Below are 22,210 nucleotides of genomic sequence, written 5' to 3' on the forward strand. Positions count from 1 at the left end.
GATTACAACGCCGGGATCTTCATCCCGCGAGCCAATGGCATGATGCTTCCGCTTGCGGTGGCGACGTGCGGCTGCCCCGAGTCCACGACGTTTGAAGGTACGCACTTTCCCGCCCTTCATTTTCGGCATAGCATCGCGCTGCCTGCTTCCGGCGCGATCGCGCTCACCGCCCATCACTCATCCACGACGATGCGCCGCCTCATGCTGATCGCGTTGCTGGTCCCCGCCACCTGCGGCATCGCGCAGGCACGGCAGGATCCTGGCCACGGCAAGACAGGGAAGATCCCGGATCGGCATTGCATCGACATCGAGGTCAACGGCGAACGGGTGCGGGACTACAACTGCCTGAGCGGCTTGCTCATGCCCTCCACGGGCGACGCCGCGCGGTCGCCCGCGCAGTTGCGTTCGGAGGAGATCGCAAGGCGTCCTTCGACCGCGCTGGGGCTGGCCAATCCGGAAGCCACGCGCCAGCGGATGGGCAATACCTTCGGCAAGTCCACGTTGCCGCAGCGCCCGCCACCGGCACCGCCGGTGCTGCCGCCGGCGATCCGCAAACCGTGATCGCGCGCCGCCGGGCGTGAGCGTCAGCGGCCGGGGGCGGCGTCCGCGTCGAAATCCGGGTTGGGCTGCAGGGTCAACTGCATCACCAGCGGCTGCGGCATGTCCTCGGGCGGCGGCTCGGGAAGCGGGCTCGCCGCCAGGATCGCGCGCAGGTCGGCATCGGCCTGGACGTCGCCCAGGCTGCCGAATTCGCTGCGCTCCACCGTACCGCGCGGGGAGATCCACAAGCGCACCACCACCGGCAACGGCGTGGCGCTTCGCGCCTGCCGTTTCTCCAGCCAGGCATGCAGGCGCGTGACCAGGTCGCCGCTGCCTTCGCTCAATCTGGCCTGCAGGGCGTTCCCGGTCGTTGCCGCATAGTCGATCCAGCTCGCGGGCACGGCCTCCTCCGCCTGGGCAGCCAGCGCTCCCACCGCCAGCAAGCCTGCTGCCCATAGGCGCACACGTCGCGACAGCGATCTCGCCCATTGCCGCATCGATGCCTCGATGCGCGGAGCGACCCTCGCCTCCCCGTCCTCGTTGCCGTGCCCGTTCATGCGATGGTTCCCGTCGCGATCCTCCCAAGCTAGACGGAAGCGGACGGCCAAAAGCGCCGCGGCAAGGATCGCCTGCCGCGGATGCGCCGCGACAGGTGCACCGGGGACCGGTCCAGCCCGGTCCTCCCCGCAGGCTCAGCCCTGGGGCAACGCGTAGGCGATCACGTAGTCGCCGGGCCGGGTCTCCATGAAGTGATGGCCGGCCGCGACGATCACCAGGTACTCGCGCCCATCGACCTCGTAGACCATCGGGGTGGCTTGCCCGCCCGCGGGCAGCTTGTCGCGCCACACGGTCTCGCCGGTCCTCAGGTCGATCGCGCGGATCAGGTCGTCGGTGGCGGCGGCGATGAACACCAGGCCGCTGGCGGTGACCACCGGGCCGCCGTTGTTGGGCGTGCCGATCTGGATCGGCAGGCCGGAGCGGATGCCGAACGGACCGTTGCTGCGGGCCTCGCCGAACGGGCGGTCCCACAGGGTCTTGCCGGTCTGCAGGTCGATCGCACGGATGCCGCCGTACGGCGGCTGCTTGCACAGCAGCTTGGTGAACGGCAGGCGCCAGCCGGCGTTGACGTTGACCGCGTACGGCGTGCCGGCCTGCGGGTCGCCCGCGCCCTCCGCGCCGCCCATGTCGCCGCGCACGTCCTCGCGCGGCGCCCAGCCCAGTTCGTCGGCCTTCGCGCGCGGCACCAGAATGTTGTAGTTGGGCATGTCGTTGTAGTTGGCGACGATCACGCGCCGGGTCGGATCCACCGCCACGCTGCCCCAGTCGGAACCGCCGTTGTAGCCGGGGTATTCGATCGAATGGCGGTCGGCCTCGGGCGGCGTATAGAAGCCCTGGTAGCTCGCCTTGCGGAACTGGATCCGGCATACCAGCTGGTCGATCGGCGTGATGCCCCACATGTCGCGCTCGGTGAGGTCGGGCTTGCGCAGCGTGTGGTACAGCGAGAACAACTGCGTGGGCGAGCGCTGCTCCGGTTCCACGCCGCCCTGCGGCACCTTGCGCTCCTCGGCCGGCGTCAGCAGCTTGCCGGTGCGGCGATCGAGGATGTACATGTCGCCCTGCTTGCTCGGCACCAGCAACGCCGGGACCGTGCCGTTGCCGGTCGGATAGTCGACCAAGCTCGCCTGCGAGCCGAAGTCGTAGTCCCATACGTCGTTGCGCACGGCCTGGAAATGCCAGGCCGGCTTGCCGGTGGCCACGTCCAGCGCCACCACCGAGGTGGCATAGCGGTTCTCGATGGGCGTGCGCAGCCCGCTCCAGTAGTCCGCCGCCGAATTGCCCATCGGCAGGTACACCAGCCCCAGTTCGTTGTCGCCGGTGGCGGTGGTCCACATGTTCGGGGTGCCGCGCGCGTAGGTCTCGCCCTCCGGCGGCAGGCCGCTCCGATCGGGATTGAGCATGTCCCAGGCCCAGCGCAGCTTGCCGGTCACCGCGTCGTAGCCCTGGATCACGCCCGATGGCGCGTAGCGGCGCTGTCCGTCCAGCACCTGGTGCCCGGTGACGATCACGCCGCGCACGATCGCCGGCGGCGAGGTGATCGACACGTAGCCCGGCGGGGTGTCGCCCATGCCGACGGTGATGTCGACCTGGCCGTTGTCGCCGAAACCCTGGCAGGGCCTGCCGGTCTCCGCGTCGACGGCGATCAGGCGCGCGTCCAGCGTGCCTTCGATGATGCGCTTGCGGCAGGCCTGGCCGGCGGCCTCCTCGGCCACCGGCGCCGGCTGCACCCGCGGCACCGGATCGTCCGCATTGGCGCCGCGGGTTTCGGGCACGGCACCCGGCACGGCGGCCGCGGCCGCATCGGCGTCGGTGCCGGCGGGAGGCACTTCGTAGTAGGCCACGCCGCGGCAGGCGGCGGTGTACGGGATCGACTCGTCCGCCACCTTCGGGTCGAAGCGCCAGCGCTGCTTGCCGGTGCGCGCATCGAGGGCGATCAGCTGGTTGCGCGCGGTGCACAGGTACAGGCTGTCGCCGACCTTCAGCGGCGTCGTCTCCGCGCCCCAGCGGCGCTCCGGCAGGTCGCCGGTGCGGAACTCCCAGGCCCGCTGCAGCCGGCCCACGTTGTCGAGCGTGATCTGGCCGAGCGGGCTGAAGCGTTCGGCCGCGTTGCTGCGGCCGTAGGCCGTCCAGTCGCCGTCGGCCGGCTGGTCCGAGGGCTGCACGAATCCCGCCGGCGCGCCTTGCGGGTTCGGCGAAGGCGCCGAAGCCCGCGGCTGCGGTTCCGGGAACCTGCCTTCCGGCCCGGTCACGCCGTGCGGCACGAACGCCAATGCGAATGCCACCACGAAGATCGCCGCCAGCACGCCCGCCAGGCCACGCGAGAGCGCGCGCGAAGCGGGCCGCTCCAGCCGGGGCGACAGCAGCGCCAGCACCAGCGCGAGCACCGTCACCAATCCCAGGCGCGGCACCCAGCGCCAATAGCTGGCCCCCGATTCCCACCAGGTCCACAGCAAGGTGCCGACGAACACCGCCGCGAACCACCAGGCACCCGAGTTGCGGCCGCGCACCAACTGCACGCCCGCCACCGACATGCCGACGCCGGCCAGCAGGTAGTACCAGGAGCCGCCGAGCGCGGCCAGCCAGATCCCGCCGGCGAGCAACACCAGCCCCAGCAATCCGATCGCGATGCCGAGCAGCACCAGCGTCCAGTGCCCTGTGCGGCGGGCACGGTAGTCAACGGCCATGCGTCTGTCCTCCTCGATGCGACATCGCCGACGGCATGCCGCCGCCGGGCGCGCACAGGGTGGCAATGCGTTTGTGAACGTCCTGCGTTCTTTCGCGCGCCGGGGTGAAGACGCCCTCGCGCCATCCGGCGAGCCCTGCCGTGTGCAGGCAACGCGAAAGGAGGCCGCTGGCCACGGCCTGGAAAGAAGAACGCCGGCTTGCGCCGGCGTTCTCATCGGTCATGCCACGCCCGCCTTCATGCCTGCGGCGGCGCGTTCTCCTCGCTGGCGGCGGGCATCGCGACCTCCTCGCCCGGCTCGTCGGCATCGGCGAGCGAGGCATCCAGGCGTTCCACCGCCTGCAGCTTCTCGCCCTTGCCGAGCCGGATCAGCGTCACGCCCTGGGTGTTGCGGCCGACGCGCGAGATCTCGGCGCCGCGCGTACGCACCAGCGTGCCGCCGTCGGAGATCAGCAGCACTTCGTCGCTGGCGCCCAGCAGCACCGCCGCGACCAGCTTGCCGTTGCGCTCGGTGGTCTGGATGCCGATCACGCCCTGCGTGCCGCGGCCCTTGCGCGGGTAATCGGCCAGCGGCGTGCGCTTGCCGTAGCCGTTCTCGGTGGCGGTGAGGATGTAGGCGACACCGGCCTTCTCGGCGCCGGTCTCCACGACCTCCGCCTCGCCGCTGTCCACGCTCTCCTCGACGTCGTCGCCCTCGTCCTCGGCACCGCCGGCAGGCTCGGCCGCGATCAGGCTCACCACTTCCTCGCCCTTGGCCAGCTTGATGCCGCGCACGCCGGTGGCGGTACGCCCCATCGAGCGCACGGTTTCCTCGCCGAAGCGCACGGTCTTGCCGTTGGAGGCGAACAGCAGCACGTCGCGGGTGCCGTCGGTCAGCGCCACGCCGACCAGCGCATCGCCTTCGTCGAGGTTGATCGCGATCTTGCCGCGCGCCAGGCGGAACGCGAACTCGCTGAGCGGCGTCTTCTTCACCGTGCCGTTGCGGGTCGCGAAGAACACGTACCGGCCCTCGGCATACTCGCGCACCGGCAGCACCGCCTGCACCTTCTCGCCCGGTTCCAGCGGGATCCAGTTGATGATCGGGCGCCCGCGCGCGTTCGAGCCGGCCTCCGGCAACTGGTGCACCGGCAGCCAGAACACCTTGCCGCTGCTGGTGAAGGTCAACAGCGTGTCGTGGGTGTTGACCAGCCACAGCTGCTCGATGAAATCCTCTTCCTTGGTCGCCGCCGCGCTGCGGCCGCGGCCGCCGCGCTTCTGCGCGCGGTACGCCGACACCGGCTGGCGCTTGGCGTAGCCGGCATGCGAGAGCGTGACCACCACGTCTTCCGGCGCGATCAGGTCGAGGATGTCCAGGTCTTCCTCGCTGTGGCGGATCTCGGTGCGGCGCTCGTCGCCGTACTCCTCGCGCACGTTGACCAGTTCGTCGCGGATCACCTGCCGCAGCACGTCCGGGTCTTCCAGGATGCGGATCAGCCCGGCGATGGTTTCCAGCAGTTGCTTGTATTCCTCGGTGAGCTTGTCCTGCTCCAGGCCGGTCAGGCGGTGCAGGCGCATTTCCAGGATCTGCTGCGCCTGGACCTCGGTCAGCTGGTAGAGGCCGTCGATCAGGCCGACGCCCTTCGGCAGGTCCTCCGGGCGGGACGCCTCGGCGCCGGCCGCGCCGAGCAGCGCGCCGACCAGGCCGGGCTGCCAGGTCCGCGCCAGCATGCGTTCCTTGGCTTCCTGCGGGTTGGCCGAGGTCCGGATCAGCTCGATCATCTCGTCGATGTTGGCGAGCGCGACCGTCAGGCCTTCCAGGATGTGGGCGCGGGCGCGCGCCTTGCGCAGTTCGAAGATGGTGCGGCGGGTGACCACCTCGCGGCGGTGGCGGATGAACGCCTCCAGCATCTCCTTGAGGTTCATCAGCTTGGGCCGGCCATCGACCAGCGCGACCATGTTGATGCCGAACACCGACTCCATCTGGGTCTGCTGGTACAGGTTGTTCAGCACGACCTCGGCCGACTCCCCGCGCTTGACCTCGATGTAGATGCGCATGCCGTCCTTGTCGGACTCGTCGCGCAGCTCGCTGATGCCCTCGATCTTCTTTTCCTTGACCAGCTCGGCGATCTTCTCGATCAGGCGCGCCTTGTTGACCTGGTACGGGATCTCGGTGACGGCGATCGCCTCGCGGCCGTTGTCGGCCACCTCGATCTCCGCCTTGGCGCGGATGCGCACGCGGCCGCGGCCGGTCCGATAGCCGGCGACGATGCCCGCGGTGCCGTTGATGATGCCGGCGGTCGGGAAATCCGGGCCCGGGATGTACTCCATCAGGCCGTCGACATCCAGTTCCGGGTTGTCGATCAGCGCGATGCAGGCGTTGATCGACTCGGTCAGGTTGTGCGGCGGGATGTTGGTCGCCATGCCCACCGCGATGCCGGCCGAACCGTTGACCAGCAGGTTCGGGAACCGGGTCGGCATGACCGTCGGCTCCAGTTCCTTCTCGTCGTAGTTGGGCTGGAAATCGACGGTTTCCTTGTCGATGTCGGCCATCAGCTCGTGGCTGAGGCGCGCCATGCGCGACTCGGTGTAACGCATCGCCGCGGCGGAGTCGCCGTCGATCGAGCCGAAGTTGCCCTGGCCGTCGACCAGCATGTAGCGCAACGAGAACGGCTGGGCCATGCGCACCAGCGTGTCGTACACCGAGGCGTCGCCGTGCGGGTGGTACTTACCGATGACGTCGCCGACGATACGCGCCGACTTGAAGTAGGCCTTGTTGCTGTGCGCGCCCAGTTCGTTCATCGCGTACAGCACGCGCCGGTGCACCGGCTTGAGCCCGTCGCGGGCATCAGGGAGTGCGCGCCCCACGATCACGCTCATGGCGTAATCGAGGTAGCTCTTGCGCATCTCGTCTTCCAGGTTGACCTGGATGATTTCCTTGGCGGTTTCTGCCATTCGGGTTCCGTAGTCTGGTTTTGCGGCGGATCGGGAGGACCTCGCGCACCACGGCGCGAAGGCGTCCAATCCGCCGGTCGATTCAAGCGACCGATTCTACCACGGCAGGCCTATCGATGCTGGCGTTTTGCCAGCCAGAAACAAGCACTTGCAGGATTTTCGGGACCGGGGCCGGATGGGCCGCCCCCGGGTTTCGGCACCGGGGCCCCGGAACAGCGGCAAGCCCGCTTCGGACCGAAGGCGATTGTGGGAAGGACTTGGGTCCCGACGGGCTTTACCGGCCTGCCGTCGGGACCGAAGTCCCTCCCGCAAAGGCCTGCAAAAAAGTCGGGGCGCTTGACAGCCCGGCCCGGGCAACGATGGCTTCCCGGATCCCGGGCTCAACCGAACGCCGCCCGCATCGCGGCTGCATCCGGTCGCTCGATCACCCCGCGCTCGGTCACGATCGCATCGATCAGCTCGCCCGGGGTCACGTCGAAGACCGGGTTCCAGGCGTTGATGCCCTCGGCCACGGTGCGCACGCCGCCGACGCCGAACAGCTCGCCCGGGTCGCGCTGCTCGATCTCGATCAGGTCGCCGCTGGCGGTGCCCATGTCGACCGTCGAGGACGGCGCCACCACCATGAACCGGACGCCGTGGTGGCGCGCGACGATCGCCAGCTGGTAGGTGCCGATCTTGTTGGCGGTGTCGCCGTTGGCGCAGATCCGGTCGGCGCCGACGACCACCCATTGCACCGCGCCGGTCTTCATCAGGTGCGAGGCGGCCGAGTCGGCGATCAGGGTGGCGTCGATGCCGTCCTGCTGCAGCTCCCACACGGTCAGCCGCGCGCCCTGCAGCCAGGGCCGGGTCTCGCCGGCGAACACCCGGCCGATGCGCTGCTGCGCCACGCCGGCACGGATCACGCCCAACGCGGTGCCGAAACCGGCGGTCGCCAGCGAGCCGGTGTTGCAGTGGGTCAGCACGCCGCTTCCGGGCGCGATCAGGCCGGCGCCGAGGATGCCCATGCGGCGGTTGGCGGCCAGGTCCTCGTCGGCGATGGCCTGGGCCTCGGCGGTCACCACGTCGCGCCAGTCCGCCCCCGCCTCCTGCAGCGCGCGGCGCATCCGCGCCAGCGCCCAGCCCAGGTTGACCGCGGTCGGCCGCGCGGCATTGAGCCGCTGCAGCGCCGGTTCCAGCTTCTGCAACGCCTCGGCGCCGTCGCCGGCGTCGATCGCGCGCGCGGCCAGCACCACGCCCCAGGCCGCGGCGATGCCGATCGCCGGCGCGCCGCGCACGGTGAGCGCATGGATCGCCTGCGCGACCTCGTCGCTGGTGTGGCACTGCACGTGCTCCACCACGAACGGCAGCTTGCGCTGGTCGAGCAGTTCGAGCGCGTCGCCGGTCCAGAGGATCGGGCGGATATGGTCGTAGCGGGCGTAATCGATGTGGGATTCGGTCGTCATCGCGCCATTGTAGGCCGAAGCCGCGACCGGGGTTCCGGGAGCGGAGGCTCGGAAAAGCGACAAGCCTGCTTCGGGTCGCGTGTCGTTGTGGGAGGGACTTCAGTCCCGACAGGCTTTACTGGCCTGCTGTCGGGACTGAAGTCCCTCCCACAACAGCCATCATGCCGAAGCGAGCTCCGCTTTATCGAGTTCCCGGTGCCGGAACCCGGTCCCGGCCTTCAATCGACGATGAACTCCGCCCGGCAGCCGCCGTCGACCCAGATCCCGTCGCGGCTCCAGCCCCAGTTCTTGTCCTGCACGCAGGCCGTGCCCGAGATCTGCCGGCCCAGCCGCACGCCGCGCTCGACCGAGACGCCGCACATGCGCCGGATCCGGTTCTTGGACTCGCAGGTCACCCGGCGCGGCACGTCGACGAAACCGGACCCGTCCTCGGCCCCGATCTCGAACTCGCCGTCGCAGCCCCGCGATACCCAGATCTCGTTGCGGCGCGTGCCCCAGGTGCGGCCTTCCTTGCAGGGCCACGCCGAGCGTTGCCGCAACAGCCGCACCGGCGCGCCGCGCAGCATGACCGGGCAGCTGGTCTGCGGCCCGTTGGACTCGCAGCGCACCACGCGCCGGGTCAGCGCGTCGCCTTGCGGCCGGATGGAACGGAATTCCGCCCGGCATCCGAGCGCGACCCAGATGCCGCCGCCGTTCGGTTCGACGTCCCATTCGCTGCCCCGGATGCAGGTGCTCTCCGACAGCTGGCGTACCAACTGCACGCCGTTGGCCGTGTCGATCGGGCAGTGCCGCCGCTCCATGCCGCGCGATTCGCAACGGACTTGCACCGGGAGGTCTCCGTCCCCTGCGAACGCGGCTTGGGGCCACCACGACAAGCCGAGCACGCCGCAAAGAACGATGAACCGCTTCATCCCGCGACTCCCCCTGACAACATGAATGATCCGGACGCACCTTCCTTGGCGCAACGATCAAAGCATCATCGCCGTGAAGAAAGCAATACGCGCCGGGTTGCGTTTCCGTTATGCCCGCGCGAACTCGAACGCCAGCACGTCGGCGATGCGCGGCGTGGCGCGCATCGCCATCAGCAGGCGATCCACGCCGACGGCGACGCCGGCGCAGTCCGGCAGGTCCGGCAGCGCCTGCAGCAGCCGCTCGTCCAGCGGCAACTGCGGCAGGTTGCGCCTGGCGCGCACCCGATTGTCGCGCTCGAAGCGCCGGCGCTGCTCGGCGGCATCGTTCAACTCGTGGTAGCCGTTGGCGATTTCGTGAACTCCCAAGTACAGCTCGAAGCGCTCGGCCACCGGAGGATCGCCCGTGGCCGGCTCGCGGATCCTGGCCAGCGCGCACTGGCTGGCGGGCCAGTCGTGCACCACCGTGATGCGGTCGGCCGGAAAATACGGCTGGATCCGATGCGTCATCAGCAGATCGAGCCAGTCGTCGCGCACCAGGCCTTGCGGGTCGACGCCGACCTCGCCGAGCGCGCCGCGCAATGCGTCTTCGGCCGCCACCAACGGATCCAGGCCGAGCGCATCGAGGAACAGCTGCCGGTACGTGGTGACCTGCACCGACGCCTCGCGTCCCACCAGCGCCAGCGCCTGCCGCACCAGCGCGATGGTCTCCTCGGCCAGCCGGCGGTCGTCCCAGCCGACGCGGTACCACTCCAGCATGGTGAACTCGGGATTGTGGCGGCCGCCTGCCTCGCCGTTGCGGAACACGCGGCCCAGCTCGTAGCAATCGCCGACGCCGGCGGCGAGCAGGCGCTTGAGCGGGTATTCGGGCGAGGTGCGCAGCCAGCGCAGCGGCGAGCCGGCATCGACGTGGCCGGTGAAACGGGTCGAGAAGCTCTCGATGTTCGGCTCGGTGTTGCCGGCCTCGGACATCACCGGGGTTTCCACCTCCAGCACGCCGCGCTCGGCGAAGAACGCGCGGATCGCCGCGTTGAGGCGCGCGCGCAGGCGCAGCTTGTCGAGCAGGGACATCAGGCCTCCGCGGCCGGCAGGCGCCGGCTCAACTGGTCGCGCTGGTCGTCGCGGTAGCCCAGGCCGAGGTAGAGCCGCCTGGCGGCGGCGTTATGGCGATTGACCTCCATTCGCACCATGTCCAGGCCTAGCGTGCGCACCCGCGCCTCGAACAGGGCGACCGCCTGGCGCCCCCAGCCGCGGCCGCGCGCGGCCGGTCCCAGGTAGAGCTCGTCGAGCAGGGCGTAGCGGCCGCCCATCTCCACGCTGAAGCACAGCGTCAGGATCGCGTAGCCGACGGCCGTGCCGTCCGGCGCCAGCCACAGCAGCGCTTCGCCCAGGTGCGGCTCGTGCAACAGCGTGCGCAGGCCGCGCAATGCACGTTCCGGATGGAATTCGATAGCGTCCTCGACGTAGAACGCGCGCATCATCGCCAGCAATGCGTCCTCGTCTGCGGGGACCGCCACGCGCCAGCCCAGTTCCGTCGCCGTCATGGTCCCTCTCCTCCGTGCTGCCGCAAGAACGCCAGCAGCCGCGCCTCGTCCCAGATCTCCACGCCCAGCGCCTGCGCCTTGTCGAGCTTGGAGCCGGCCTCCTCGCCCGCCACCACGAACGCGGTCTTCTTCGACACGCTGCCGGCGACCTTGGCGCCGAGCGCTTCCAGCCGCTCGCGCGCGCCATCGCGGGTCAGCGCGGCCAGCGTGCCGGTCAGCACCACGGTCTGGCCGTCGAGCGGGCCGGCCTGGATCTCGGCGGCCTCCGGCAATCGCTCGAGCAGCCGGGTCCGCATGGCGTCGGCCGCGGCCAGCAGCGCCGCGTTGGCCGGGTCCTCCAGCCAGCCTGCCAGCGACTGGGCGGCCTCGGCCGGCAACCCGGCGGCCACGTAGTTGTGCTCGTCCTCGTCGAGCAGGCGCGCCGCCGAGTCGAACGCGCCGGCCAACTGCTCGGCGCGCAACCTGGTGATCTTCGGGATCTCCAGGTCCACCAGCAGCGTCGCCAGCGCCAGTTCGCCGCGCAGCCTGGGCGACGGCGGGTGCGTGTCGCCGATGCGCACGCCGCGCGCCAGCAGGTCGTCGATCGCCTGCTGGTTGCCCGGCTGGTCGAAGAAATGCCCGAGCGCGCGCGCGACCTCGCCGCCGATGTCCGGCACCCGCTTGAACAGCGGCCACGGCATGCGCCGGACCAGTTCCAGGTCGCCGAACCATTGCGAGAGCGCCTTGGCGGTGCTCTCGCCGACGTGCTCGATGCCGAGCGCGAACAGGAAGCGCTCCAGCGTGGTGTCGCGCGAGCGATCGATCGCCGCGACCAGGTTCTCGGCCCACTTGGTGGCGATCTTCTTCGGGTTCCACTCCAGTCGCAGCGGCAAGGCCAGCACCCGCAGGCGCCAGTCCTCGGCCGTGCCGAGCTTCACCACCGCATTGAGGCTGTCCCCGCTGCCCTCGCGCGGCAGGTGCGGCATCAGTTGCGTCGCCAGGCTTTCCGCCGATTCCGCGTCCAGCGCCAGCTTCAGCAGCAGCAACTGGTCGCGCGTCAGCAGGTACAGGTCGGCCACGCCCTGCACCACGCCGGCATCGACCAGCACCTCGATGAACTTCTCGCCCAGGCCGTCCACGTCCATCGCGCGGCGCGAGACGAAATGGCGGATCGCCTCCTTGCGCTGCGCCGGGCAGGTCAGTTCGCCGGAACAGCGCCAGACCGCGGCGCCTTCCTCGCGCACGATCTCCGAGCCGCAGACCGGGCAGGCCGGCGGCATCTGCCACGGCACGGTGCCGCCGGGCCTGCGTTCGGCGATCACGCTGACCACTTCGGGGATGACGTCGCCGGCGCGGCGCACGATCACCGTGTCGCCCACGCGCACGTCCAGCCGCGCGATCTGGTCGGCGTTGTGCAGCGTCGCGTTGGTGACGACCACGCCGGCCACCTGCACCGGTGCCAGCCGCGCCACCGGCGTGGCCGCGCCGGTACGGCCGATCTGGATCTCGATCGCCTCGACCGTGGTGGTCTGCTCCTGCGCCGGGAACTTGTGCGCGATCGCCCAGCGCGGCGCGCGCGAGACGAAGCCCATTTCGCGCTGGCCGGCCAGGTCGTCCAGCTTGTAGACCACCCCGTCGATGTCGAACGGCAGCCCGTCGCGGGCCGCGCCGATCCGGCGGTAGTAATCCAGCAGCCCGTCGCTGCCGCGCACGACCTCGACCAGGCCGCTGACCGGGAAGCCCCAGTCGCGCAGGCGCGCCAGGATCGCCGAGTGCGTGGCCGGCAGCTCGCCGTCCTGCACCTCGCCCACGCCGTAGGCGTAGAAGCTCAGCGGCCGCTGCGCGGTGATCCTGGGGTCCAGCTGGCGCAGCGAACCGGCCGCGCCGTTGCGCGGGTTCGCCAGCACCTTGCCTCCGTGCAGGCGCGCCTGCTCGTTGTACTTCTCGAAGTCGGCGCGCGGCATGTAGACCTCGCCGCGCACCTCCAGCACCCGCGGCCAGCCTTCGCCGCGCAGCCTCAGCGGGATCGCGCGCACCGTGCGCAGGTTGGCGGTCACGTCCTCGCCGGTGGCGCCGTCGCCGCGCGTGGCGCCCTGCACGAACTCGCCCTGCTCGTAGCGCAGGCTGATCGCCAGCCCGTCCAGCTTGGGCTCGGCCGAGAACGCCGGTTGCGCCACGTCGAGCCGCTCGACGATGCGCCGCACGAACTCCTCCACCTCCTCGTCGCTGAAGGCGTTGCCGAGCGACAGCATCGGGATGGCGTGGCGCACCTCGGCGAACTTCGAGGACGCGGCATGCCCGACGCGCTGGGTCGGCGAATCGGGCGTGGCCAGCTCCGGATGCGCGGCCTCCAGCTCGTCCAGCTCGCGCAGCATCCGGTCGTACTCGACGTCCGGGATCGGCGACTCGTCGAGCACGTGGTAGCGGTAGTTGGCCTCGTCGATGCGGCGCCGCAGCTCTTCGGCGCGCCGGGCGGGATCCGGGATGGCGGTCATGCGCTCTCGCGGCATTGCTCTGGGGCGGCGATTCTATCGGGCATGGCGCGAAGGCGACATGCGGTCATGCGCGCCCGTAATCCACAGGCGCGTTTTTTTGTGGGAGCGGCTTCAGCCGCGATGGGGCGTTCGGCTTCGTGCAGATCCCTCTGCAACAGCCCGCACATTCATGTGCAGGGGTTCAGATGGGAAAGCCCCATCGCGGCCGAAGCCGCTCCCACGAAAAGCCGCGCCTCCGGAAAACCTGGACGGACTTAAGATTACACAAATCTCCAAGGAGCCTTCCGTGTCCCAGCCCGTCTCGCGTCGCTCGTTCCTGCAACTGGCCTCTTCCGGCCTGGCCGTCTCCGCACTCGGTGCCGGCGAGGCGGCCGCACGTGCGACCCGGATGCCGGCGATCGCCCCCGCCCCGGCCGCCGGCCCGGTCTACCTGAACTTCAACGAATGCCCGCTCGGCCCCGCGCCGGCGGCGCAGGACGCCGCCACCCGGATCGTGGCCCGCTCCGGACGCTACCTGTTCGACATGGCCCGGGAGCTGGCCGGGCAGATGGCCGAGATCGAGCGATTGCCCGCGGACCACCTCGCCCTGTACCCGGGGTCCAGCGACCCGCTCAATCGCTGCGGCGCGCTGTTCACCTCTGCCAAGGCCGGCGTGGTGGTGGCCGACCCGACCTTCGAGGCGGTGGCCGAGGTCGCCGCGGCCCAGGGCGCCCCGGTGCATCGCGTGCCCCTGCGCGCCGACGGCGCCCACGACGTGCGGGCGATGGCCGGGGCCGCGCGCGACGCCGGGCTGATCTATCTCTGCAACCCCAACAATCCGACCGGCTCGATCACCCCGCGCGCGGACATCGAGTGGCTGCTGGCGAACAAGCCCGCTTCCGCGGTGCTGCTGGTGGACGAGGCCTACATCCACTACAGCGAGGAAGCCTCGGTGGCGCCACTGGTGCGTGAGCGCCAGGACCTGGTGGTGCTGCGCACGTTCTCCAAGCTGTATGGCATGGCCGGCCTGCGGCTGGGCGCGGCGATGGCCGCGCCGGTCCTGCTCGAACGCCTGGAAAGACTCGGCGGCAACCCGTTGGCGGTGACCGCGATGGCCGCCGGCATGGCCAGCCTGCGCGATCCGCAGCTGGTGCCGCAGCGCCGCGCGGAGAACGCCCGCATCCGCCAGGCCACCATCGCCTGGCTGGAGGAACAGGGCTACGCCTGCCTGCCCTCGCAGTCCAACTGCTTCATGGTCGACGTCAAGCGCGACGGCAAGGCGTTCGCGCAGGCGATGCAGCGGCAAGGCGTGCTGGTCGGCCGCAGCTGGCCGGTATGGCCGGAGCGCGTGCGCATCACCGTCGGCACCGAGGCGGAGATGCTCAGGTTCCGCGAGGCGTTCCTGGCGGCGCGCCGCTGACGCGCCGGGATCGACGGCCGGCCGCCGCTACCAGCGCGGCGACTTGGTCAGCGGCGGCGCCTGGTGCTGGCGGTCGTAGGCGCGCAGGTCGTCGCGGATGTGCGCGATGCGCTGGCGGCCGAGCGCGTTGCGGCTGTCGTCCAGCACCACGCCGTCGAGCAGCTCGGCCATGCGCTGCACGGTCGGCAGCATCTTCTCCCAGGCGTCCAGCGCGGTCATCGGCGCCGGCAGGGTCAGGAAGAACGCGATCGCCGGCGTCTGCATCTCGCGGATGTTGGCCATGTCGAAGCTGCCCGGCTTGAGGATGCTCGCCATGCTGAAGATCGGCCCGCGTTCGGGGTGGCCCTCGATCAGGCGGTGGAACACGTTCATGTGGCCGAACACCAGCCCGGTCTTCTCGGCCGCCACCACGATGTCCTCGCCGCGCAGCACCTGCCCGGCCTTGGCCGCGACGTAGAGCGAGACGATCTTGTCGAAATCCTGGCTCGGCCGCTTGCCGAGCTCGGAGGTGTCCGGTTCGGCCGGCTCCAGCCCCAGCTCCGGCTGCGAGACCGCCTCGCCGCTGTAGTCGCCGTCCGCCGGCACCGCCTCGCCCTCGCCCAGCACCGGCTCGCGCCGCTCGCGCGCGGCGTTGTCGCCGGATTCCACGCGGCGGCCTTGCGGCGGCTTCTTGGGCCGGCCGAACAGGAAGATGGCGGCGATCAGCAGCAGGCCGGCGGCCAGGATGCCGATCCGGATCATGGCCACGTCAGACATTCGGCTTGCCTCCGAAGATTGAAAATAAGATCCCGGCCCATGGAGGTGCCGTGCTCCTGCGAGGGACTCGCCAAAAGCATGGCACGTCAGGCCGCGCCGGCCAAACGCGCGGCCTCTTCCAGGTCCACGCTCACCAGGCGGCTCACCCCGGGCTCGCGCATGGTCACGCCGGACAGCTGGTAGGCCGCCTCCATCGTCGCCTTGTTGTGGCTGACGAACAGGAACTGCACCTTCTCGCTCATCTCCTTGACCATGTTGGCCAGGCGGCCGACGTTGGCCTCGTCCAGCGGCGCGTCGACCTCGTCGAGCAGGCAGAACGGCGCCGGGTTGAGCTGGAAGATCGCGAACACCAGCGCCACCGCGGTCATCGCCTTCTCGCCGCCGGACAGCAGCGAGATGTTCGATACGCGCTTGCCCGGCGGGCGCGCCATGATCGATACGCCGGTATCGAGCAGGTCCTCGCCGGTCAGTTCCAGGTAGGCGTGGCCACCGCCGAACAGCCGCGGGTACAGCGCCTGCACGCCGGCGTTGACGCGGTCGAACGTGTCCTTGAAGCGTCCGCGGGTCTCGCGGTCGATCTTGCGGATCGCCTCCTCCAGCGTCTCCAGCGCGGTGGTCAGGTCGACGTTCTGCGCCTCCAGGTACTCGGCGCGCTGCGCGGCCTCGCCGTACTCGTGGATCGCCGCCAGGTTGACCGGCTCCAGCCGGCGCATGCGCGCATCGATCTGCGCCACGTTCTGTTCCCACTCGCCGATGTCGGCGCCGTCGGGCAAGCCATTGACCACGTCCTGCAGCACGAAGCCGGCCTTCTCCACCTCGGCCTGCAACTGTTCGGCGCTGAGCACCAGCGCCTGCTGGTCGAGCTTGCGCTGGGAGATCCGTTCGCGCTGCGCCAGCGCCTGCTCGTCGCGCTGCTGGCGGGTCTGCTCCAGGCCGCGCAGTTCGCCGTCGATGCCTTCCAACTGCGAGCGCGCCTCGGCCAGCACGCGCTCGGTGCGCACCCGCTCGCTGAGCGCGGCCTGGTGCTGCTGCTCCAGCTCCACCACCGGCGAGTCGCCCTCGCTGAGCTGGGCGATCAGGTCCTCCAGGCGGGTGTCGAGCTGGCCGCGCTGGTTGCCCATGCGCTCCAGGGTCTGGCTCAGCGAGGCGATCTGGGTGCGCTGCGACTCCAGCGTCAGCGCCAGCGCGTGCGAGGCGTCGCGCACGCTGCGCGCGGCGTCGCGGGCCTGGTCGCGCGCTTCGGTGAGCTGGCGGCGCTCGGCCTCCAGCGCCTGGCGCGCGCTTTCCAGGTCGCCCATGCGCTCGACCGCGTCCTCCAGCTTGGCGCGCGCCTCGCGCGCCTGCTCGCGGCTGGCATCCAGCGTTTCCACCAGGTGCGCCAGTTCGCTCTCGATCCGCTCGATCCGGTTGCGCGCGGCCTCGACCTTGCCCTGGTGGCTCTGCAAGCGACCGGCCAGCTCGGAGGCGCTGCGATGCGCCACGTACAGCTGGCGCTGGGCTTCCTCGCGCTGCTGCTCGGCCGCGAGCAACTGGTCGCGGAAGCTCGAGAGCCGCCGCTCCAGCTCGGCCTCGCGCTCCTGCAGCGTCTCGATCTGCGCGCGCAGCTCCTGGATCTCGCGCTCGCGCAGCAGCGCGCCTTGCTTGGCCGCGCCGGAGCGCGACACGCGCACCCAGCCGTCGCCCAGGCGTTCGCCGTTGCGGGTGATCACCGAATCGCCCTCGCCCAGCCGGCCCTGCAGCGCGCGCGCGGCGGCCAGGTCGTCGGCGCCGTGCAGGCGCGCCAGCAGGCGCCGGATCGCCAGCGGTCCGCGCACCTTGGCGGCCAGCGAGGTCGGCGCGAACTCGCCTTCGCCCGCCTGGTCGGCGACCAGCGCGATGCGACCCTCGCCCAGCTCGCCCAGCGCATCGACCAGCGCGCCCGGGTCGTCGACCAGCACGCCTTCGATCAACTGCCCGAGCGCGCTTTCGACCGCGTTCTCCCAGCCCGACTCGACCGTGATGCGCTCGCCGACGCGCGCGGCCGAATCCAGCCCGCGCGCCTTGAGCCATGCCACCGCCGCGCCCTGCTCCTGGCCCAGCGCGGCCTGCTGCAGGGTTTCCAGCGACGAGAGGCGGCCGCGCGTGGCTTGCGCCTGCTTGCGCACGTCGGCCAGCTCGGCCTGGCTGGTGCGCTGCTGTTCCTGCAGCGCCGTCACCGCTTCCTTGCGCTCCTCGACCTGCTCGGTGAGGCCGTCCAGCGCGGTGCGCTGCGTCTCGTGCTGGAGCTGCAGTTCCTCGAAGGCCTCGTTCAGGGCCTCCAGGTCCAGGCCCGCCCGCTCGCTGACCAGGGCCTCGCGCCGGCGCTCGGCTTCCATCGCCTGCTTGTCGAGATAGTCGACGCGGGTGCGTTCCACCTCGCCGGCGCGCGAGGCCTCGCCGGTGTCGCGGTTGTGGCTTTCCCAGCGCTGCTGCCAGTCGGCCAGCCGCGCCTCGGCCTCGCGCAGCGCCTCCTGCTTGAACTCGTTCTCCTCGCGCAACTGCTCCAGCTTCGGCTCGGCCTGCGCCACCGCCTCCTGCAGCACCGCCAGCTTCGCCGAATCGCTGCTGATGTGCTGGATCAGCTCCTGCAGCTGGCTCTGCGCCTCGTCGCGCGCCTTGTGCAGGCGCTGCGACAGCTCGCGCTGGTGCTGGATCTGCTGCTCGATGCGGGCCAGCGTGCTGCCCACCTGGTAGACATCGGCCTGCGCCCTGGCCATCGCCTCGGCCGCTTCCTCGCGGCGCACGCGGCCGGTCTCGATGCGGGCCTCGGCCTCGCGCTGCTCGGCGATCAGCTGCTGCAGGCGGGTCTCCTCCTGCGACAGCTTCTCGCGCAGTCCCTGCAGGCGCCCGTCCAGGTTGCGGTACTGCAGCGCCTTCCATTCGGCGTCCTTGACCCGGCGCTCCTCCTGCAGCGCCTGGTACTGCTCGGCCTGCTTGGCCTGGCGCTGCAGGTGCGCCAGCTGCTTGGTGATTTCCTCGCGCAGGTCGTTGAGGCGATCCAGGTTCTCGCGCGTGTGGCGGATGCGGTTCTCGGTCTCCTTGCGCCGCTCCTTGTACTTGGAGATGCCGGCGGCCTCTTCCAGGTACATGCGCAGGTCCTCCGGGCGCGCCTCGATGATCTGGCTGATCATGCCCTGCTCGATGATCGAGTAGCTGCGCGGGCCCAGGCCGGTGCCGAGGAACAGGTCGGTGATGTCGCGGCGGCGGCACTTGGTGCCGTTGAGGTAGTAGGCGCTGGTGCCGTCGCGGCTGACCGTGCGCTTGACCGAGATCTCGTTGAACGAGGCGTACTCGCCGCTGATCGCGTGGTCGGAATTGTCGAAGATCAGCTCCACCGTCGCCTGCGCCACCGGCTTGCGCGCCGAGGAGCCGGAGAAGATCACGTCGGTCAGCGAGTCGCCGCGCAGGCGGCTGGCCGAGCTTTCGCCCATCACCCAGCGCACCGCATCGATGATGTTCGACTTGCCGCAGCCGTTCGGACCGACGATGCCGGTCATGTTGGTCGGCAGGTGCAGCGTGGTCGGATCGACGAACGACTTGAAACCGGACAGCTTGATCGTGGACAGGCGCATTGGGCGGGAGATTTCCAGTGCCAGGCCGGTCGCGGCGGCACCTCAGTATTCCGGAAGGAATCCGTTCGTAAACCCATGATCTTCAAGGAGACCCGGATCGCGAAACGGCAGTCGGGGATGAGTATAGCCGGCTGTACGGCGACGCCGCCGGGCCGGGGGGCGGTTCGCCCCGGATCGGCCTCGCCCGTTCATGCCGGCGCGGCGACCTGGCCCGCCATCCACTCCAGGAACGCCGCCACGGCCGGGCGCCGCTCCCGGCCCGGGACGCAGAGCACGGCGTAGCTGCCGCCGGGCACCGCGATCTCCGGCCGGTACGCGCACAGCAAGCCGTTCGCCACGGCCTCGGCGACCATGAGCGAGCTGGCCATGACCAGCCCCTGGCCCGCCATCGCGGCCTGCAGCGCATAGCTCTCCTCGTCGTAGACCCGCGGCTCCTCCTCCGGCCACGCCTCGCCGGCGGCGGCGCACCAGCGTTGCCAGGCCTCCTCGTACAGGCGCGAGTCCCGCCAGCGGACGGTGATGCGCCTGGGCACCTGCAGCGTCGCCCCCGCCACCTGCGCCGGCGCGCCGTACACGCCGAACCGCTCGGCAAGGACCGCCAGTTCGCGCAGCCCGGGATAGGGGCCGCCGCCGTAGCGGATGGCGAGGTCCACGCGGGCGTTCCTTTGCAGGTCGAGCACCTCCGGCCCGGTCTCCAGCAGCACCTGGTAGCGCGGATGCGCCTCGTAGAAGCGCCCGAGCCTGGGCACCAGCCACAGCGCGGCGAAGGAGTGCGTCGTGGTCAGCGTGACCGTGCCGGCGTCCGGCTCCGGCCTGAGCCGCTCCAGCGTCCAGGCCACCTCCTGCAGGGCGCCATGCACGCCTTCGAACAATTGCGCGCCCTTGGCCGTGAGGGCCAATCCGCGCGGACGTCGTTCGAACAGGGCGAAGCCGAGGGTGCGCTCGAGATTGCGGATCTGGTGCGAGACGGCGGTCGGCGTCACCGACAGCTCGGCCGCGGCGCGCTTGAAGCTGAGCCAGCGCGCGGCCGCCTCGAACGCGCGCAACCCGGACAGCGGCAGCGAAGCGAACACAGAGGTCGTCTCCCATGGATGAATTCAATTCATCATCGGTGAAAAACCATCGTTTGTCGCGAACCTCGTCCAAGCTGAAGAATCAACGCCTCCATCGCCATCCCAAACAGGACGACAAATGAATCAAGCTCACCCAGATAAACGCCTACTGATCCTCGTCGGCAGCCCGCGCCGCGACGGCAACAGCGCCCTGATGGCCCAGGCGGTCGCCGAGGGCGCTTCGGAAGCCGGCCTCGACGCCAGCATCCGTTTCGCCGACGACTACATCGCCGGCCTGCTGACCGATATCCGGCAGGCACCTCCCGCGGCCGATCGCTACGGCGAGCTGTTCCTCGAGCACTTCCTGCCCGCGGCCGGCGTGGTGTTCTGCACGCCGGTCTACTGGTACGGCATGTCGGCGCAGACCAAGGCGTTCTTCGATCGCTCGTTCGCCTACTACGTCGCCTCGCATCCGCAGTCGGAGGAGGTCAAGCGCCGCATGACCGGCAAGCGCCTGGGCCTGGTGGTCGCCTCGGAGGAAAGCTACCCCGGCGTGGCGCAGGGCATCGTGCACCAGTTGCAGGAATATGCGCGCTACACCCATTCGCAATTCGCCGGCTTCGTGCACGGCGTGGGCAATGCCCGCGGCGAAGTCGCGCACGACCCGCGCCGGCCGCTGGACGCCGCACGCGCGCTGGGCCGGGACATCCTCGACCGGCACTATTCGGACTACCGGGTGGATACGCCCCGGGGCAATGCGGTCTGGGCGCCGACGCCCCGACCGGCCGCCACCGCCTCATGATGGGCGCCGTTGGCATTGGCCGGCGATTGTGCGGAGGGACTCCGCCCCCGGCGGGCCCTACCGGCCTGGCGCCGGGACGAAAGCCCCTCCCGCGAGGAAGATGGGCAGCGCCAAAAGAAGACGGGCGCCCAAGGGGCGCCCGTCTCGGTTTACAGCGATCGATCCGCCAGGCGGATCAGGCGTCGGCCTCGACCACGACCTTGACCGTGACCTCGACGTCGGCATGCAGGTGCAGGAGCACGTCGTACTCGCCGATCTGGCGGAACGCGCCCTCGCCCTGGATGACCTCGCTCTTGGACAGCGGCAGGCCAGCGGCGGTGAAGGCCTCGGCGATGTCGCGCGGACCCACCGAGCCGTACAGCTTGCCTTCGGTCGAGGCGTGCGCGGCGATGGTCACGCTCGCGCCCTCGAACTTGGCGGCACGGGCCTGGGCCTCGTCGTGGCTGGCCTTGGCCTTGGCCTCGTACTCGGCACGCTTGGCCTCGAACGCGGCGACGTTGGCCTCGGTGGCCGGCACGGCCTTGCCCTGCGGCACCAGGTAGTTGCGGCCGTAGCCCGGCTTCACGCTGACCTTGTCGCCCAGGTTGCCGAGGTTGGTCACCTTCTGCAGAAGAATCAGTTCCATCGTAATGCTCCGTTATTCGTTAGCGGCGGCACGCGGCCGCCGCAACGCTTGCTGTCCGAATAGGACGGGAAAGACGCCAGAAAAGTCATCGGAGGATGCTTTCCTGTTGAAAACCCGCACACGGATGTGCGGGCTCTTCCGAGGGACTCGAATCAAACGTCGTGGTTGTCGGTGTACGGGATCAGGGCCAGGAAGCGGGCGCGCTTGACGGCCGTGGCCAGCTGGCGCTGGTACTTCGACTTGGTGCCGGTGACGCGGCTCGGCACGATCTTGCCGTTCTCGGTCAGGTACTGGCGCAAGGTGTTGAGATCCTTGTAGTCGATCTCCTTGACGCCCTCGGCGGTGAACTTGCAGAACTTGCGGCGGCGGAAGAACTTGGACATGGGTGTGCTCCTTAGGCGGCTTCGGCGTTGTCGCCGTCGTTGTCGGCGGCGGCATTGCTGTCGCCCTCTTCGTCGTCACGACGACGACGCTCGCCACGCTCGGGCTTGTCGCCCTTCTCGTCCTTGCTCTTCATGATCAGCGACTGCTCGGTGTCCGGGCCATCGCGCTTGATGACCAGGTTGCGCAGCACGGCGTCGTTGAAGCGGAAGCTTTCGACCAGCTCGTTCAGCACGGCCTGGTCGGCCTCGATGTTCATCAGCACGTAGTGCGCCTTCACCAGGTTCTGGATCGGGTAGGCCAGCTGGCGGCGGCCCCAGTCTTCCAGGCGGTGGATCTTGCCGTTGCCGTTCTCGACCAAGCTCTTGTAGCGCTCGATCATGGCCGGGACCTGTTCGCTCTGGTCCGGATGGACCAGGAACACGATTTCGTAATGACGACTCATGTTGGTTCGTTACCTTTCGGATGTGGCCACGCGGGCCGGACAGCCCCCCGGGATCCGCCAAGCGGCCGGTGGAGCAAGGA

Annotated in this window: 18 protein-coding genes; 3 read left to right on the plus strand and 15 right to left on the minus strand. The window is 70.1% G+C overall.

From position 1 onward, the window contains the following. The first annotated feature begins 42 nt into the window (after positions 1-42). Positions 43-561: a hypothetical protein gene (locus FD678_RS00620; protein ID WP_140718679.1), complete on the plus strand. Its 519-nt coding sequence runs from the start codon at positions 43-45 to the stop codon at positions 559-561. Between the two features lie 23 nt (positions 562-584). Here FD678_RS00620 and FD678_RS00625 read toward each other — a convergent pair whose 3' ends face one another. From FD678_RS00625 to ligA, 9 genes are all read right to left on the minus strand, one after another. Continuing rightward, positions 585-1,097: a TonB C-terminal domain-containing protein gene (locus FD678_RS00625; RefSeq protein ID WP_218569402.1), complete on the minus strand. Its 513-nt coding sequence runs from the start codon at positions 1,095-1,097 to the stop codon at positions 585-587. Positions 1,098-1,232: 135 nt separating this feature from the next. After that, a complete protein-coding gene (locus FD678_RS00630; protein WP_140718680.1) occupies positions 1,233-3,782 on the minus strand; it encodes a membrane-bound PQQ-dependent dehydrogenase, glucose/quinate/shikimate family in 2,550 nt (849 codons plus the stop codon). Continuing rightward, positions 3,772-4,005 carry a hypothetical protein gene (locus tag FD678_RS00635; RefSeq protein WP_140718681.1) on the minus strand — a complete coding sequence of 78 codons (234 nt, stop codon included), beginning with the start codon at positions 4,003-4,005 and terminating at the stop codon, positions 3,772-3,774. Before FD678_RS00635 ends, FD678_RS00630 begins: the two co-directional genes overlap by 11 nt. Positions 4,006-4,018: 13 nt before the next feature. Beyond that, on the minus strand, positions 4,019-6,712 hold the full coding sequence (gene gyrA / locus FD678_RS00640; protein WP_140718682.1) for a DNA gyrase subunit A: 2,694 nt from the start codon (positions 6,710-6,712) through the stop codon (positions 4,019-4,021). Between the two features lie 380 nt (positions 6,713-7,092). Further along, positions 7,093-8,154 carry an S-methyl-5-thioribose-1-phosphate isomerase gene (gene mtnA / locus FD678_RS00645; RefSeq protein ID WP_140718683.1) on the minus strand — a complete coding sequence of 354 codons (1,062 nt, stop codon included), beginning with the start codon at positions 8,152-8,154 and terminating at the stop codon, positions 7,093-7,095. A 218-nt stretch (positions 8,155-8,372) separates the two neighbouring features. Further along, complete coding sequence (locus tag FD678_RS00650; protein ID WP_218569403.1) at positions 8,373-8,981, minus strand: DUF3011 domain-containing protein; 609 nt, start codon at positions 8,979-8,981, stop codon at positions 8,373-8,375. Positions 8,982-9,173: 192 nt separating this feature from the next. Further along, complete coding sequence (gene epmA, locus FD678_RS00655; RefSeq protein ID WP_140718685.1) at positions 9,174-10,133, minus strand: EF-P lysine aminoacylase EpmA; 960 nt, start codon at positions 10,131-10,133, stop codon at positions 9,174-9,176. Next, entirely contained in the window at positions 10,133-10,606 is a 474-nt protein-coding gene (locus tag FD678_RS00660) for a GNAT family N-acetyltransferase (RefSeq protein WP_140718686.1), read from the minus strand. The genes epmA and FD678_RS00660 overlap by 1 nt, the downstream gene beginning before the upstream one ends. Beyond that, on the minus strand, positions 10,603-13,080 hold the full coding sequence (gene ligA, locus FD678_RS00665; protein ID WP_140718687.1) for an NAD-dependent DNA ligase LigA: 2,478 nt from the start codon (positions 13,078-13,080) through the stop codon (positions 10,603-10,605). The genes FD678_RS00660 and ligA overlap by 4 nt, the downstream gene beginning before the upstream one ends. 286 nt (positions 13,081-13,366) lie before the next feature. Between ligA and FD678_RS00670 the strand changes: the two genes are divergently transcribed. Then, complete coding sequence (locus FD678_RS00670) at positions 13,367-14,479, plus strand: pyridoxal phosphate-dependent aminotransferase (protein ID WP_177497485.1); 1,113 nt, start codon at positions 13,367-13,369, stop codon at positions 14,477-14,479. Between the two features lie 27 nt (positions 14,480-14,506). Here the strand turns inward: FD678_RS00670 and zipA are convergent, their stop codons facing one another. The 3 genes from zipA to FD678_RS00685 all read right to left on the minus strand — a co-directional run bounded on the left by zipA (position 14,507) and on the right by FD678_RS00685 (position 19,898). Next, a complete protein-coding gene (zipA, locus tag FD678_RS00675) occupies positions 14,507-15,235 on the minus strand; it encodes a cell division protein ZipA (protein ID WP_140718689.1) in 729 nt (242 codons plus the stop codon). A gap of 86 nt (positions 15,236-15,321) precedes the next feature. After that, entirely contained in the window at positions 15,322-18,825 is a 3,504-nt protein-coding gene (smc, locus tag FD678_RS00680) for a chromosome segregation protein SMC (protein ID WP_140718690.1), read from the minus strand. A gap of 188 nt (positions 18,826-19,013) precedes the next feature. Beyond that, positions 19,014-19,898 (minus strand): LysR substrate-binding domain-containing protein, encoded by an 885-nt coding sequence (locus tag FD678_RS00685; RefSeq protein ID WP_140718691.1) that lies wholly within the window; start codon positions 19,896-19,898, stop codon positions 19,014-19,016. 118 nt (positions 19,899-20,016) lie between these two features. Between FD678_RS00685 and FD678_RS00690 the strand changes: the two genes are divergently transcribed. Next, positions 20,017-20,679: a flavodoxin family protein gene (locus tag FD678_RS00690; RefSeq protein WP_140718692.1), complete on the plus strand. Its 663-nt coding sequence runs from the start codon at positions 20,017-20,019 to the stop codon at positions 20,677-20,679. A gap of 175 nt (positions 20,680-20,854) precedes the next feature. On the opposite strand, the gene rplI is transcribed toward FD678_RS00690, so the two are convergent. From rplI to rpsF, 3 genes are all read right to left on the minus strand, one after another. Further along, positions 20,855-21,304: a 50S ribosomal protein L9 gene (gene rplI / locus FD678_RS00695; RefSeq protein ID WP_140718693.1), complete on the minus strand. Its 450-nt coding sequence runs from the start codon at positions 21,302-21,304 to the stop codon at positions 20,855-20,857. A gap of 152 nt (positions 21,305-21,456) precedes the next feature. Further along, entirely contained in the window at positions 21,457-21,687 is a 231-nt protein-coding gene (rpsR, locus tag FD678_RS00700; RefSeq protein WP_002804494.1) for a 30S ribosomal protein S18, read from the minus strand. 11 nt (positions 21,688-21,698) lie between these two features. Beyond that, positions 21,699-22,130 (minus strand): 30S ribosomal protein S6, encoded by a 432-nt coding sequence (gene rpsF / locus FD678_RS00705; protein ID WP_140718694.1) that lies wholly within the window; start codon positions 22,128-22,130, stop codon positions 21,699-21,701. Positions 22,131-22,210 lie beyond the last annotated feature (80 nt).

It is taken from the genome of Pseudomonas sp. Hp2 (assembly GCF_006386585.1).
In the GTDB taxonomy this organism is placed as follows: domain Bacteria; phylum Pseudomonadota; class Gammaproteobacteria; order Xanthomonadales; family Xanthomonadaceae; genus Pseudomonas_S; species Pseudomonas_S boreopolis.

Coding starts and splice junctions, on each gene's coding strand:
- FD678_RS00620 (WP_140718679.1), top strand. CDS start 43: ATGCTTCCGCTTGCGGTGGCGACGTGCGGCTGCCCCGAGTCCACGACG.
- FD678_RS00625 (WP_218569402.1), bottom strand. CDS start 1,097: ATGAACGGGCACGGCAACGAGGACGGGGAGGCGAGGGTCGCTCCGCGC.
- FD678_RS00630 (WP_140718680.1), bottom strand. CDS start 3,782: ATGGCCGTTGACTACCGTGCCCGCCGCACAGGGCACTGGACGCTGGTG.
- FD678_RS00635 (WP_140718681.1), bottom strand. CDS start 4,005: ATGACCGATGAGAACGCCGGCGCAAGCCGGCGTTCTTCTTTCCAGGCC.
- gyrA (WP_140718682.1), bottom strand. CDS start 6,712: ATGGCAGAAACCGCCAAGGAAATCATCCAGGTCAACCTGGAAGACGAG.
- mtnA (WP_140718683.1), bottom strand. CDS start 8,154: ATGACGACCGAATCCCACATCGATTACGCCCGCTACGACCATATCCGC.
- epmA (WP_140718685.1), bottom strand. CDS start 10,133: ATGTCCCTGCTCGACAAGCTGCGCCTGCGCGCGCGCCTCAACGCGGCG.
- FD678_RS00660 (WP_140718686.1), bottom strand. CDS start 10,606: ATGACGGCGACGGAACTGGGCTGGCGCGTGGCGGTCCCCGCAGACGAG.
- ligA (WP_140718687.1), bottom strand. CDS start 13,080: ATGACCGCCATCCCGGATCCCGCCCGGCGCGCCGAAGAGCTGCGGCGC.
- zipA (WP_140718689.1), bottom strand. CDS start 15,235: ATGTCTGACGTGGCCATGATCCGGATCGGCATCCTGGCCGCCGGCCTG.
- smc (WP_140718690.1), bottom strand. CDS start 18,825: ATGCGCCTGTCCACGATCAAGCTGTCCGGTTTCAAGTCGTTCGTCGAT.
- FD678_RS00690 (WP_140718692.1), top strand. CDS start 20,017: ATGAATCAAGCTCACCCAGATAAACGCCTACTGATCCTCGTCGGCAGC.
- rplI (WP_140718693.1), bottom strand. CDS start 21,304: ATGGAACTGATTCTTCTGCAGAAGGTGACCAACCTCGGCAACCTGGGC.
- rpsR (WP_002804494.1), bottom strand. CDS start 21,687: ATGTCCAAGTTCTTCCGCCGCCGCAAGTTCTGCAAGTTCACCGCCGAG.
- rpsF (WP_140718694.1), bottom strand. CDS start 22,130: ATGAGTCGTCATTACGAAATCGTGTTCCTGGTCCATCCGGACCAGAGC.